The sequence below is a fragment of the Bradyrhizobium sp. SZCCHNS3052 genome (assembly GCF_032484495.1).
Lineage (GTDB): Bacteria > Pseudomonadota > Alphaproteobacteria > Rhizobiales > Xanthobacteraceae > Bradyrhizobium.
Window position 1 is genome coordinate 1 of sequence record NZ_JAUETB010000021.1, and the last position, 14,525, is coordinate 14,525.

The 14,525-nt window shown below is 57.3% G+C and carries 8 protein-coding genes; all 8 read right to left on the reverse strand.

Going from position 1 to position 14,525, the window contains the following annotated elements; all coding sequences use genetic code 11:
* Positions 1–1,223: 1,223 nt before the first annotated feature.
* The 8 genes from QX073_RS33565 to QX073_RS33600 all read right to left on the reverse strand — a co-directional run bounded on the left by QX073_RS33565 (position 1,224) and on the right by QX073_RS33600 (position 14,524).
* On the reverse strand, positions 1,224–2,414 hold the full coding sequence (locus tag QX073_RS33565) for a DUF932 domain-containing protein (RefSeq protein ID WP_316227063.1): 1,191 nt from the start codon (positions 2,412–2,414) through the stop codon (positions 1,224–1,226).
* Positions 2,415–2,793: 379 nt separating this feature from the next.
* Entirely contained in the window at positions 2,794–3,105 is a 312-nt protein-coding gene (locus QX073_RS33570) for a DUF736 domain-containing protein (RefSeq protein WP_316227053.1), read from the reverse strand.
* Between the two features lie 565 nt (positions 3,106–3,670).
* Positions 3,671–5,728, reverse strand: coding sequence for a Z1 domain-containing protein (locus tag QX073_RS33575; RefSeq protein WP_316227054.1), 2,058 nt, complete (start codon positions 5,726–5,728; stop codon positions 3,671–3,673).
* A 122-nt stretch (positions 5,729–5,850) separates the two neighbouring features.
* Entirely contained in the window at positions 5,851–9,024 is a 3,174-nt protein-coding gene (locus QX073_RS33580) for a site-specific DNA-methyltransferase (RefSeq protein WP_316227055.1), read from the reverse strand.
* A gap of 9 nt (positions 9,025–9,033) precedes the next feature.
* Entirely contained in the window at positions 9,034–12,096 is a 3,063-nt protein-coding gene (locus tag QX073_RS33585; protein WP_316227056.1) for a BPTD_3080 family restriction endonuclease, read from the reverse strand.
* Between the two features lie 382 nt (positions 12,097–12,478).
* The gene (locus tag QX073_RS33590) at positions 12,479–12,907 is read right to left on the reverse strand and encodes a DUF6527 family protein (protein WP_316227057.1); all 429 of its coding nucleotides are present in this window, start codon (positions 12,905–12,907) and stop codon (positions 12,479–12,481) included.
* Positions 12,904–14,085 (reverse strand): ThiF family adenylyltransferase, encoded by a 1,182-nt coding sequence (locus tag QX073_RS33595; protein WP_316227058.1) that lies wholly within the window; start codon positions 14,083–14,085, stop codon positions 12,904–12,906. Before QX073_RS33595 ends, QX073_RS33590 begins: the two co-directional genes overlap by 4 nt.
* The gene (locus QX073_RS33600) at positions 14,060–14,524 is read right to left on the reverse strand and encodes a multiubiquitin domain-containing protein (RefSeq protein ID WP_316227059.1); all 465 of its coding nucleotides are present in this window, start codon (positions 14,522–14,524) and stop codon (positions 14,060–14,062) included. Before QX073_RS33600 ends, QX073_RS33595 begins: the two co-directional genes overlap by 26 nt.
* Position 14,525: the final 1 nt, after the last annotated feature.

Consider the following 14,525-nt stretch of genomic DNA (forward strand, 5'->3'; position numbering starts at 1 on the left):
GTCTGGCGTGAGGATCAAGCTCCGCTACCGCGAGTACGAGCGGGATTGACCGAGAGCCGGGAAGACAAATTGGACGGAGCTTCCCGGGCCTGCAGTGGCCGCTGGATCGTGCACGGGATTACCGGCTGGGGACGCGCCACTGCGCGCTTCGCAATCGAACTGCAGCCTTCAGGAAGCGATCTGCGAAACTTCAAATTCAGATCGCGAGAGCCGACAGCTTTGGGGCCTAAGCCGAAGCAAACTCACCATGGATCGAGAGTGAGACGGGAAATTCCGCTCGTACACGCGCCAAAACGCCGGCAAGTGATTGGCGAGCCTTGATTTGTCGACCGTTCGGCAAGACCGCCGTATTCACTCGCGCCCGCTCGTGAAAACACCGCTTCAGAGAGAATGTTTGGTTCACCCCAATGAGATAGCCGCATGCGACCCGCGAAGCGTCAGCACCGGAGGTGCATAGGGTGTGAAAAATCCCTTCCCTTCCTTCCTTGAGCCTTTGCTTGGCTTCTCGTCTTCTTCCGAGGCTTGTGGATCAGCCCTATCTCAGCCGCTACGTCGCATAGGTCTTGCGATCGGAGTGTCGATCAGGCCACTGCGATGCAGCCAACGAGCTGCGGTCCAAGTTCGGAATTCGTGCCGTTTATGTGCAGAACAATGAAGCGAAGTTCCCTTCGACGGCTGCACGTCCGACGATCTCTCGGCCGTCCGGCTGCAGACTGAATACACTTGCTGGCGCAGGCCGATGTCGATCATGGCCAATCTGACAACGTTGGTCCAAAGAGATGCAGCGCTCGCAGGATCAAGGTTGAAGCCATTTCCAAGCGCGTCCACGCCAGCGCTGCGACTGACTTTCTTCGTAGCCACTGCAAACGAGTGTCGTATGTTCGGCAGGCTCTCAGCGGGACGTGAGCGTCAGCAACGTCACTGCAGGCCGACGTCCTAGCCATCGCTTGACGTCGTGAAGTCGCGACAGCCGACGATCTTGTGAGATAGCGCAACCCGCGTAATTCAAAGACGACGGACGGATTCGTCCGCCCCATTTGGAGGTCGTACTTGTGATCCACTGTTGGATTCTTCTTCTGACGTGAGCCGGGCCGGAGGCCCGGCGAGCTCCGGCCGTTTGCGCGCAGCTGCCCCGCCGGTCGAGCCTGCCCAGGCGGCGACGCTGCAGATCGGGGCTACAGACGGCCGCGCAACCGATGTCACCCCGGCTGCGCGGCCGTTGTTCAGATGGCGCGCTCCATCAGGCGCCTGGCCTTGCATTCGAGCTCCAGCCTGGCGTCCTGATGCGCCTTGTTGCGCGCGACCGCCGTGATGCCCTGCACGAAGTCGAAAATGCTCTCCGGTTTGCGATTCTCTTCGCCGAGAACGGCTTCAATTACCTTCGACGTTTCGGCTTTGGACAAACCGCTCTTGCGCAAAAAGCTCTCCCGATCCTCATCCGTGCGGGCGACAACCCGCTGCCGTGCAGCTGCAACGCCGGCGACGAATGGCGCGGGGGAGGAGTTGGCAAAGCTCGTCAGCGCCGGTGCGGCCTCATGCGCAAAGCGCTGCGCGGCAAACTTCGAATGCCGGATCGTGATCTGCTCGAAATTCTCCACGCCCCAGAGGTTCCGGTTCATGCAGACGGCACGCAGATAGAATCTCGCAATGCCGAGGGTCTTGCTGCCGACCTCGGAGTTCCAGCAATAGAAGCCCCGGAAGTAGACGTCCGGCGAACCGTCAGGCAGCCGTCCCGCTTCGATCGGATTGGTGTCGTCGACCAAAAACAGGAACACGTCGCGGTCACTGGCGTAGAGCGTAGTGATGTCCTTGGTCACATCCACAAACGGGTTATGAGTCATGCTCGACCAGTCGAGCACGCCCGGTACTTTCCATCGTGTGTCACTGGTGCCATTGCCGGCGATCTGCATGACGGCCGCAACCAGTTCGTGATCCCAGATGCGGCCGTAATCCGGTCCGGTGACAGCGCGAAGCTCGATCCGGCCGCTGTCGGTTTCCAGGGTTTTGATCAGCTCGGCGCGGTGCGACAGCAACCCATGTTGCAGATTGATTGCTGACAAGGCTGCAGGCAGCTGCCGCAGATAGGCGCTTGGCGCGCCAACCAGCGTGCATAACTGCCCAAAACTCCAATGCGTCGGCGCCACGGGTTCGTCACGGCCGGGAACGATCAGGGCCAGCCGCTCGGCATTCTCACGGGCAGCTTCGACGCGGATGGACGCGCTTTCCACGGTGCGCACCTCGGCGCACTCTGCCCGGCTGCGCACGGCGTCATAGAGGTCCGGCAGGTTGAGGTAGCGCTCGTCATCGGGACGCGCAAACCACTCCGACGAAACCCGGCCGATGCGCTGGCCGCGCGATACGTCCACGCGAAAGCCGCCGGAAACAGGTTGCTGGCCTTGCGACAAAGTCATCATGGTCATGATTGTTTTCTCCTTCGGGTCTGAGGTTGAAGCGCAGCGCTGCGCTGCAACCCTGCCCGTCGGCGAGACCTGGGGTAGCAAGGGCAAGGGCGGCCGGAGTGGAGGGGGATCACCCGCCTGACAAGGGCGCGCGAGATCCGTGCGCGTCTGCAAGCGCCGTTTCAGTGCGAGACTCTTGGCATCAGTGAGAGGCGCGGAAGACCGGGGAGACCGCTCCGGCCGGCACGTTGTCGTGCTTCACCCTTGCCCGCGCGAGGGCGGAGCCCTTAGCAATCCCTCTTCAGAAAAAGAGCCTTTGGCCTTCCTTGCTAACAGCAATGAATATGCAAAAGCCCCGCCTTCGAAGAGGCGGGGCGGACGATCCAGCGATGGATCAGTCGCCGCTGCGGCGCGACCAGATCAGCGTAAAACCGTCGTCACCGTCGACCTTCACCAGCGATGCGTAGATCGGCGCCGGGAAGCTCGGATCGTCGAGCTTGACCGAGAGATATTCCCGATCGCTGTCGCGGGCGGTCCTCTTCCAAGCCGCGCCGAACTCCACCGTGGCGGCGAAGATGCGGTAGTCCGGCGCCTTGTCGTTGTCCTTTTCGGTCGCGACGAACTTGGCCTTGATGTTGAGCGTCAGCGTCTTGATCGATCCGGTGTAGCCGTTGTCCGACGCGGTGAAGGTGCCGATGGTTGCCATGGTGGTCTCCGTCTGTTTGCTCGGGCCGCGCCCATCGCGGCCTCGATGGCGGTCCTTGGTCCGGGGAGCGATCGGCCCGCAGCCGTCAGGCCCGAAGCGCAAGCGGAGGACGGCGAGAGCCGGCTTTTTTGGCTTCCCGCGAGGAATGCCGCCGCTTGGCGGCAGGGGAAAAAAGCCGGCGTAGCCGTCGCGGGAAGGCGATCGAGGCTTTGGCCGGCCCTCGGGCTGATCAGCCCATTCGAGGTCGCGCCGGACGCGGCAGTACCGACACACCGACGCGAGACAGCCATGATGACCGGAGCTGATGCGGCATAGGGACACGACCGGCGACGCGGCGGTCGAAGGACTTCGGAGGCACGAAAAGCAACGGCCAATACCGTCGCGCCGAAGCCAACGCAAGCCAGACGGTTCGGGCGGCTACCGGACCGGATTGGAGAGGACTTGGGGTTATCCGCCCAGCCGATCAGGTCACTCGATTCATGCGAACGCTCCGGCCCGAGGCGACAATATCATCGCTGATCGAGACGGACGGCGTCGATTTCGATACACTGCCACGGCACTGCTCTTATTCATCTTCGTTATCCTCCTCGACGCTGTTGTCTCGCATTGTGGAAGCGAAAATACTCGGCGCCGACTCGGCGGGTGCGAACAAGACAGGCCACCAGAAGGGTACGTCCCGCCAACCATCCACCTCTCGCCCCTCTTGATGAGACAGGACCAGGATTGGCTGGTGCCCCACGATCGACCGAACGGTGGCGCGGTCTTGCATGGTATGAGGTGCGTCGGAGAAGCGGCCTCCGGCGCGCTGGCGGCTTAGACGGCGATTTGTTCCACCCAAGATCAGGCAGCTGCCTCTGTTCGCTGGTGGAGAAGCAATTTTTGAAAAGTATTCAATGGCTGCCCGGCAGGCTTCCCAGTCAAATCCATAACCTGGCTCGAATTCGTAACACCCCTCGATCAGGTCAATGATTTTGATTGCGGTCTCAGTTGGAATGGAAATTGGACGACCGGAGTCTAGCTTCTGAATCGGAATCAATTTCTCCAACTTCTGCATTATGGGTGCCAGCGTCGATCTTGCCCTGGTTTGAAAGCCCACCGGCAGGTGTGCACCTCCCGGCTTTAGTGCAACGATATCCGAAACAAGGATTTTGTTCGGCGCACACGGAATGACCCGATTGCTGGAATCCTTGACCATGAAGGCGACACCCCGGTCGTGCGCTCCGGTTTCAAAGGCGTGACGCAGGGCGGAATCGAACTGGTGGATCGCGCGAAGCGCCTGAAAGTTATGAGCCGTTGTGTAGAATCGCGTCACCGCAAGATCATCTCGTGGCCTTGCGCCATACATACGGGCGTGTTGCAGAACCGTATCTTGCTGCATCCTCTTCGGAGATCGGCCGTAATAGAAGCTAATCAGGTGCGGAACGGTAATGCCGCGGTCGAGAATCTGGCCGCCAATAAAGACATTACAGGGCGTACGCAACTTCAACTCAGCGTTCTCGTCCAGGAGCTTCTGGACTTCGTTGTCCGAATTGACCTTCTCAGTCGCCACCGCACCCTTCAGGAAGAAGTCGCGCACTTCAGCCAGGATCGTCTTGCGATCCGGCATTTGCCGTCCACCAGACTTGAGGGACCGGGCCAAATCATCAATGGCGGCGTTCACAAGTTCGGAAAAGATTGGGGAGCCCTGAGCCAGAGCCTCCTGCATTGACTCGATCAACTCTCCAACAACCGTGTGCTGCCAGGCGTGAGCGGTACGCGATGTCTCGACGTGGACAATCATCGAGTAACGATCTGGCCGCTGCCCTGCCGTCTTCTGTTGGAGACGACGAATGGCGGTTGCCGTCACGAAAGTAATCAGCGCGTGTCGTATGCCCGCGATGTTCGCATGCGTAAGGGCCTGCTCCTTCTTAACACGCCGCCGATCCTCCTTGCGCAAAGCCAAAAGCTCATTGTCCTCGATGGGGTGCCAAAGATAATATTCCGCCTCATCTTCGGTGTGCTCTCCGAAATAGTGATCACCTCCGACATAGCCGCTGTGGATGGGGACGAGCTTCGTGAAAGCTGGCCGCTTAGGCTCAAAGGTAAAATTGGCACCCGGCTGAATGGGGTAGTCTTCGGGCTGAAGATAGAGAGAATAGGGCGTCGCAGTTACCTGGAGAAAGGCGCATCCTGTTAATTCGCGGCGTAGTTCATCAATTCGGCCAGCGATGCGCCCTTGCTCGATGTCAGGCTCCCCCTTCTTTTTTGTGAAGCGAATGCCACCGAAATCAGCCTCATCATCGACTATCAAAACATGCTTGGATAAAAGGGCGGGGTGCGTTTCCCGGAAGAGCTTGAGGAGGCGCTTCATATTATTTGCCTCCTTCTTCGCGACAAAAATAAGCTTCTGTTCGTCGATCTCCCACGCCGAGAGGTCCGGGACCGCCATGATGTCATAGACTTCCAGTTCTTCACCGGCGCGAAATGTCTGAAAATCCTTTTGAATGCGGCTGACGGTTTGCTGGGAAAGGGTTCTTGTGCCCTTGGTCAACACAACGGCCACATCGAAGCCGCGATCAAATGCGGCGGCGATGATGCCGAGGAAAGCCCGGGTTTTTCCGGACTGGATCTTGCCGAGCAGCATGCCAGGCCGACGCTCGTCCGTAGACTTGGAGAGAAGTTCGTCCACGGTATCAAGAACCACTCTAACTAATTGAGGATCGTCGTGTCGCTCCTGTTCCAATCTCTCGTAAAATCCCGCCCCACTCATTTTACCCTCCGCGCGTCGCGGATATTGTAAACCTTCATAACTTCGTCGCCGAAATGATTGATGACCTTGACGGCGATTTGCCCGGTTGAGGGGGGATCGAAAGGCCGGGAGACTGACGAGTAGAGGACGGACCACGCATCTTCATCGACTTCGGCCTTAAGAGCTGCCTTAAGCTTCTCATAGGGGTCTTTTCCGCCAAGAAAGTAAGCCTGACGAACAAAAAAGCTCGTTTCGTTGTAATCGTCGTCAACGAACCAGCAGGCTACGTCATCCTCAACCTTGGTCGAAGATTTTTGCTCGCCCGAGTTCGGATTAAAAATATCGACGCCTAGAATTTCGAGTTCGTAGCTACCATCGGGCCGCTTGCGGAAGTCCACGTCAGGTTCACCAAAGACAACAAACAGGTTCCCCTGATCGACCGACTTGAGGCGGTCACCCATGCGCAGATCTTGATTCATGTTTACCTTGAGCACGGTGAGGCGCCCGAGATTCATCGTGTCGGCCGATGCATGTGCTTCAAAGGCAAATCCGCAAACCACAAGGACGTCAAACAGATCGGCAGCCTCGCGAGCGGCTGATAGGACCATCGCGCGAGTAACAGTTCCATACTCCGGGCCGATGAATATCGCAGCTTTTCGTTCCGGTGCTCCCTCGGTTTCGCCCTCGGTATATCGTCCCTCGGCACTAAGGTATCTGCCGGGGAAGGGACGCAAACCTGTGAAGCGAAGGCGTTCGTTTCTTTTGGTATTACCGACACCGGCCGTTTTGAGGTTGTCGAGAACAACCCGGACGAAATCGTCACTCTCTGCAGCGACGTCCTCGCGCGACCGGCCAGCGAAGCGATTGGTCGAAATAGACTCACCCTCATCTTCTGCGGCGTTAAGCTGGGCGATAAAGAATGGGTCGTCCTCATCAGCTGGTAACACGCGATGGGGTGACAGGCTATCAACGGTGAAGGGCCCCGCAACTCGGACCACGTTCTTTGCCACAACCGGACGATCTGCCAGCAGCTCGATGTCAGCGTTCCTCGCAATCGAAGCGTCGATCTCGGCTTGGCGCTTGCGGCGGGCGTCCCACCAAGCTTGATGGATGGGCAACGCTTTGGCCGGCAGAGGATCGCCAGGATATTCGGGCAGATTGTCCAGCGTATAGTCGCGCTTCAAGCTCGCATTAAGATCCCTAAGCACCCTCGCAATCTTCCGCTCATGTTTGGTCAGGTCCGCCTCCTCGTCGCCAGTCAGATCGTCGCGCTCAGCAAGAAGATCGAGGATCTTAGTATGCAGTTTGGCGGCCTTTTCCTGCCAAGGGTAAATTGGGCCGATGGGGATCTGCCATTCCTCCCAAGAGACCTTGGCGGCAACGTTTAACTGCTTGCGCAACGGCTCCAGCGTATCCTGCCATTTTTCCCAGATAAGATCGACTTCGGCGTTGCCGGCGATTGACTTCAATGTGATGTGCGGGACACGCTCGTATACAAAGCCGTGCGATACATCGTTGGTGAATTTGCTGCTATTCGATGTAAGGCCAGATAGACGCACCTCCTCCTTCGAGCCAGCCTCGCTGTCCTTGAGAGAATAGAAGGGGTACCGTGCTCCCATCAGGCGAGAGCGGGCGAGAGCGAGTGCGACGCGTGACGTGTCTATTGTGATCCAGCGCCTGCCCCATTGTTCGGCGACATAGGCCGTCGTTCCAGAACCGCAGGTGGGATCGAGAACAAGATCGCCGGGGTCGGTCGCGAACAGCAGGCAGCGTTCAACTACTTTCGGCGAGGTTTCGACGACATATTGCTTGTCGGAAGCAAACCCCGCGATAACGGTATCATTCCAGATATTGTCAATCGCGAATGCGCGGAAATCATCAATGTATCTGACGTAGTATAATCCTGCGTCCGTCGCCGAGAGGCGCGACGATCGCAGAAGTCTACGCATGCCGGTTTCGTTTGTCTTCCAGCGGACCTTTTCGCTCGGTTTGATGACGCGACCTTCAAAGTCGACGCCAAACCACGATGCGGCACCTTCCCCTTTCTCGCGTCCCACGCTCTGGCTAGTCAGATTATCAATGCGAAAGATCTGCCAATCCTGCGGTATGGTCTCGGGGCGCGCTTTTTGCGCCTTTGTCAGCGCGCGAACTCGCCCAGAAGGGAGGAGCGCCCGCCCGTAGGCCGACGATCCCTGTCCTCCAACGTTTTTCAGCCGGTAAAGCTGCCGGTACTTGAGGCGAGAGCGATCCTTCGCGTACCAAATGATGACGTCGTATACGCCAGGAACATACTCGGCGGTCGAGCCCGCAGTCTTATTAAAGACGAAGGTCGTTATGTGATTGCTTGCCCCGAAAACCTCATCAAGAAGGGAGCGTATCAGGTGGTTATTCTCTTCGCCTATTTGGAAGAATATGCTCCCTGAATCATTCAGGAGATCTCTGGCAACTACTATTCTGTCACGTATGTAATCGAGATACGAGTGGATGCCGTTCGCCCAGGTGTCGCGAAACGCTCTTACAACCTCCGGCTCGCGGCTTTCGAAGTCGCGCTTCCCGTCCTTCACATCACGATCGCGAGTTGACACCTGCCAATTAGAATTGAATTTGATTCCATAAGGCGGATCCATAAACACGCACTGCACTTTACCGCGTAGGCTTTCCTTTTCTGCAAGGCTCGCCATGACCTGGAGGCTATCGCCCAGGATCATGCGATTGGTCCAGTGCTGATCGTGCTGATAAAAGTCGAGACGATCCTCTTCGTCGAGACCATTGAAATCAGCAAAAAGGTCCGGTTGATCGTCGGGCGTACTTTTATTGGCCGTCGCTCTGCGCAGGATGTCGTCGATGATCGCCTTCGGATGAATCTTTTCGGCCGTATAGATCGGCACTGCATCGACGGTCAAAGGACTGCGATCTTCGTCATCTTTACCCTTCCACGCCAATTGTACTTGTCCATCGCTATTGCGCGCCCCCGCCCACACCAGTTGAGGATCGAGATCGGGGTTGCGGGCGTAAAGCTTGGGAGAGTCCTGAGGCGAGAAGCGGCGATCAAAGGACAGTTTGACCGGCTGGGCCTCGTCTTCGTTGACAAAGCTTTGCAGCTCCATAGTTGGGATATTGCGGCGCTTCGCGTTTTCATGCCGGAGCGCCTCCACCGCAATCGTATTCGGATTTTTTGGTTTCTTAGCCATCGTTCCCCCTCACGCAGCTTTTGAAATAAGCTGCGCGGCGGCGGCAGCCGTTTCGAATGCCGTCACCATGTTCATAAAAGCTTTATCCATATCGACCGGCTCGGTGATCTCGACCGGAGGCCCCCAGCGACCGAAACGACCGTCATTGTTTACCGCCGGCACCCAGAGTGAAGCCAAAGTATCCTTTTTGGCCTGTGCGTCTGGCCCCCTGAACCCTTTGATCTCCACGATCATTCGCAAGGGATCGTGATTTCCATCATCCCAATGAACGATGAAATCGGGGCGATACGCTCGCTCGTCGCCCATGAAGACATAAGGCACTTCGAATCCGAGACCGTGGTTTTTGACATAGCCGCGAACTCGGTCGATCCGCTCCAGCCGTTCGGCAAAGGCCGCCTCCCAGTCGCTGTCATAGACTACGTAGTTGACTTGGCATTTCTCGGGATTTGACGTTAGCAGTGTCTCTTTAGTCGTATAGAAGTCGATGTGCTTGCTCGACCCGTCAGAGTTATAAGCATTCATCACCGGACGAATATCTTCGCGGTCAGCCATTGAAAGACTCTTGGCGCATGCGCGAACGATGCGCTGAACTGCTTCTTCGCGATAGCCAGCGAGTGAAAGATAGCCAACTGTTCGGCCGTCGCGGAGCTCGAGACATTCGGCCAGCCATCTCCGTGCGATAATCAGGAATTGCGGGAATAGAAAGTGAGGCTCGCCCTCTTGGTTCTCAGACATACGCGCCCATTTTTCGAGGGCACGTTTCGCCAGCATATAGGCAACAGTTTGTAGACGGATTGCATCGAGTTCCGACAGGTCGAGGACATTCTGCAACCCGATCAGCGGATCTACCTCGGTCTCCTTCGGAATAGGAACATCCGCCCCAATGCGGTAGCGGCTGTCTTCCGAGAAGGTCGCACTGAGGCGGCCTTTCGGGAAGGTGACGCGATAGCCGTCGACGCGGGGGAAGCGGATTTCGGGCGCGGGCCTTGTTCCATCGGCAAACACGCGCGTGCGGGGCTTGGGTGGCGTGAAGTCCTTGGCTGAATTAGCCGGCATAAAGGTAAAGGGCACGCCGAGAACGTCAGCATACTCTGGACGGAACATCCCATTCTCATCCGGTTCATAAGACACGCGGCGCAACGCGCGCCCGACGACCTGCTCACACAAAAGCTGAGTGCCGAACGCACGGCAGCCAAGCACATGCGTGACTGTGTTGGCATCCCATCCTTCGGTCAGCATCGAAACAGAAACAACGCAACGGACCTGTTCGCCCAAACGGCCCTTTCGGCCAACGGTGTTCATGACCTCGCGCAAGAGTTCAGCGTCGTCGATCTTGTCGACGTCGCGGGACCGGTCGCGCTGCCGCAGCTCTTTCTTGAATGCGTCGATCTCAGCACCGGCGATCTTCTTAAAGTCGGCAGAAATCGCCTCGCCGGAATCAAGCTGCTCGGAGTCGATTAAGATTGTGCGAGGCCGATCGATCGGCTTGCCACCTTCGACATTGCGAAACAGCGGGAGATTGCCGGTCTTCCATTTTTGTTTGGCGATCTCCTCTTCATCTGGATTCTCACACCAACCTGCAATCCAGTCGTAGATCAGCTTTGATGTGGCCGTGTTGTTGGCCACAACGATAAACACGGGCGGCGTTTCCGCTCCCTTGGACATCCATTCCTGATATCGCTGGTCATAGTCGCGGTAGAGTGCTTTCAAAGCTGCTTCCAGAGTGGGAGGCAGCTCGTCGGGGCTAATGTCCTTCTGCTTGGCGCGCCCTTTCTTAGGCAGCTTCTCGCGAACATGTTTGTAAACATGACGGAAGATGGGCTCTTGGCGCGCCACCACATCATCATGGGTCGGCACACGTGGAACCTTGACGATGCCGGACTCTATCGCGTCCATTAGGGAAAAATCAGATACGACCCAGCCGAACAGCTCACCTTCGCGAAACCCCGAGCCGCGGAGGAAGAAGGGCGTCGCGGAAAGATCGTAGACAACCTTCACGCCGATCAGCTTCGCAACCGTCCGAATACCATTGATCCAAACGCGGGCAGCCTTCCTGTTGCTTTCAGCTTCGGCCCTGGCCTCTGAGGCTGTCTCTTCTTCGGCTCGCATGACAACCTCTTCGCCGCCAGAACGCGCCTCGTAACAGTGATGTGCCTCGTCATTGATGACAATAATGCCGTTACGCCCCAACAGCGGCTGCATTACGCGTTGGAGCATTTCGCCGTCGGTTTCGAGGAAACGCTCGTCGAAGGACGCCTGATCCTCGCGACCGCGCAGCACCTCACGCGTGCCCTTGGCGATATCGGTCTTTGTGCGCTTTTGAAAAGCGTGGAAGTTGGTAATGACGATCCGGGCCTTCTTCAGATCATCAATCATGTCGCGAGGAACGATCGAGAGGCGATCATAGATCGAGTCTGGCGCCTCCGGCATGAGTACGCGCAACCGATCACGGATCGTTATGCCAGGGGAGACGATAAGGAATGCATCCGAGAAAACTTTTGAATTGGGACGACGCGCCTTATTGATCGCGTGCCATGCAATCAACATTGCGATCACCGTCGTCTTACCGGCGCCCGTTGCAAGTTTCATCGCCAAGCGGAGAAGACCGGGGTTGGCATCCTCGCAACGGTCTTTCACGATGTCCAGGAAGCGGGAATATCGGGCGCTTTTTGCGGCGACCTCTGCGAGCCAGATAATAGTTTCTGCGGCCTCGACCTGACAGAAGAACAGCGGTCGCTCACGCGCCTTGTCACGCCAGTGCATGATGAGGCGTGCGGTTTCATGGGTAACCCCGGTCGGGATAGTGGATAAATTCCTCCAGGCATCGACGCTTGCCCGGATTTCATTGACAGTGTCATTTGCCCGAGTGGCTGACGCCCCTTCGATGTCGGCGAACACCAATTCTTCCTGACCGCCTGCCTTTCTTTTGGACGTGGCGATTGGGACGATGTATTCGGATCTTCGCCGCTCCTCTTTTATTGCGCCTGTCGGTTTACCCGCATCGTCTAACGCCCAATGGCGCGATGGGTACCCAAACGGGCTATTGAGAATAGGATTATCAAGAGTCGTCATTCACTCCTCCGGCCTGGCAGGAACGGACTGACCATGTGCATTGCGGCAGGCCGGACAATCCGCCGATCCTGAAGGCGCGGTACGGGTCATACGGACGCAGACTGTCTCGAGCAATCGCGCAAGAGCGTCCTTCGAGAGTTGCCGAGGGGCGAAGAGAGTGCCCTGTTGGGGCGAATAAGCTGTCATGAATACCGGGAAGAATCGATAAGCGGCCAAATTTTTCTAATACTTGCGCGAATATCAGGCAATCGCAACTCAAGGCTGACGCAAGTCGGCGCGCACGGCCAAACCTGCCGTTGGAAGCCGGTTCCTCGCACCCGGCAATTGTCGTCGGATGGTTTTCAGGGCATTTCAGGCCCGGCTGCAAGTTTCCTTTACGACGTCAAAACCAGCCATTGAACGCTTGCCAAACGCCCCGGATACCGTCCCAAAAACGGCCCCAGAAGCCCCGCTCTCTCAGGTAGCGCTCGGTGTGCGCCTGTTGCCGTACGCGCCGGTCACCTGCCCGGTTCGCGGCGATCCGAGCAGGCGTAAAGCCAAGCGCCCAATCTATACGATTGCCCCTGATCCAGTAGTGAGACTGGCAGCCAGCGCTCCAATTACCGATTGATGGATAGATACTGATGGAGTCGCCCAGCGTCTCCAATCGCCAGCGGCCCGGCTTAAGAGGAGTCACAATTTTGGTGCCGCATCCGCAACAGCAGCTATGGGCCGCCGTTTCGTACTTCCGCGAGATGTAGACAACTCCATTGTCGAGGACTTTCGGTATCCGATCGACGAATTCGGGGCGGATGGAGTCAATCTTGTTCATACGGTATCGCCCTTGGCGAGCAGGCTATTTGCAATTGTATAAGAGACAAATCGCTCTTTACCTAAATCGAAGTAAAAGCCGCGCAGTTTCTTCCAGGCAATCACGCCGAGGCAAGCATTGAGCGAGTTGAGATCGGCAACCTGGATGTTCTTGTCGTATTCGTTGTTTGCATCGTCGGTCGCAAAGGAGATTCGAGCCCGAGCGCTTTCGCGACCATCGGGAAGGCTGATGACACTACGTAGCATGCCGCCAAGGGAATTGCGCTTGGCATAGAGGCCCATTCCGACATCGGCGAACGGTATCCCCAGCGCCTCAAGCTTGTCCACGATTGCGCGCTTGGCGGCTCCGCCTTCCATGCAGAGGAAGACGAACGACATGCCGCTTAACTCGTCGAGATTCGTCGCATCAATAAGGACGGGATGCGGGACGATTCCACGATGCATATGGGCATAGATCGACGCAAAATATTCCACTTTAAGAGGCTGTTCCCGCAACGCTTCGATTGCTGGCGCGCCGGGTGCCCGGAAGGCGTTGTGTGTCAGAAATCGATCAGCATCAAAGATATGGATCTTTTTGACAGGCGTTTTGGCGACCATGTCGAGAACGTAAGAACCGGTCCCGCCAATCCCCACAATTGCGATCGCATCCTCAGCGAGCCTCGCGGTAATTGTATTGATTTCTGCCCGTGCCGACGCTGTATCAAGATAATTGAAGGGTGAGTTGTCGTCCTCGGGCTCAATGACCCTGTGTGTCTTGGCCGTGGCCAAGGGGTCTATTGCCGCGACGTGCTTGCCGAGAAGCGCGATATAAGCCGTCATCTTGTCATAGTAATTCTCGTAATGCCCGCACGCCGGCTTTCGGGAGAATGAGTGTTGGGCAATAAATCCGCTGCCAAGGTCGAATGACCCGCTGATATGCTGAAGGACAGTCAACGTATTCCCTTGGCTGTCGCAGGGATATTCGCCCACGAATTTGGCCGTGTGGTCCTGCGGCTGCGCGGTGATATCGCCCGCAAGATCGAGATTCGACGCGAGCGCGCCAATGACGATCTCGCGCTTGTTGTTGACGTAGGGCACGTCTTGAACAACCAGATTGCCGGCGTTCGTCACGAGAACGTTGTAGCCGTCCTTGCGTAGCCGCTGCAGGTCAGGGCTACGATCGATTGGTATGATCGACATCGAAGATGGTACCGTGTTTCTTGACCGTGACGGACCCGCCCTGAGGGAGGTCGCCGTGATGCGGGATGCTCTTGGCGTGTTCAAAGCTCACCGTGAATTCCGGGTCCGTGCCGGTCGGCGGAACTGGGAACGCGATCTTGACGAGTTCATCGAACGTCAGAACGTCATGGTCGATTACGACGGGATCGGTATTGACGATGATGATGTAGTGCTTCTCGGGAGCGTCACCGGTATGGAAGTGCTCGTCATCTGTTAGATGGATCGTCGGGCCGTCGATCCGCACGAGCCCGTCTTCCTGGTCGCCTTCAACCTCCTTGTAGAGCACCTTGCCTTCCGGCACATGCCCGAGTTCGTAAAAATCTGCCCCCGACGTCGGGTTCGGCGAGTGCAGCTGCTTCTGATCGATGTGGATACGCACTTCGTGCTGGTGGTCCGACATA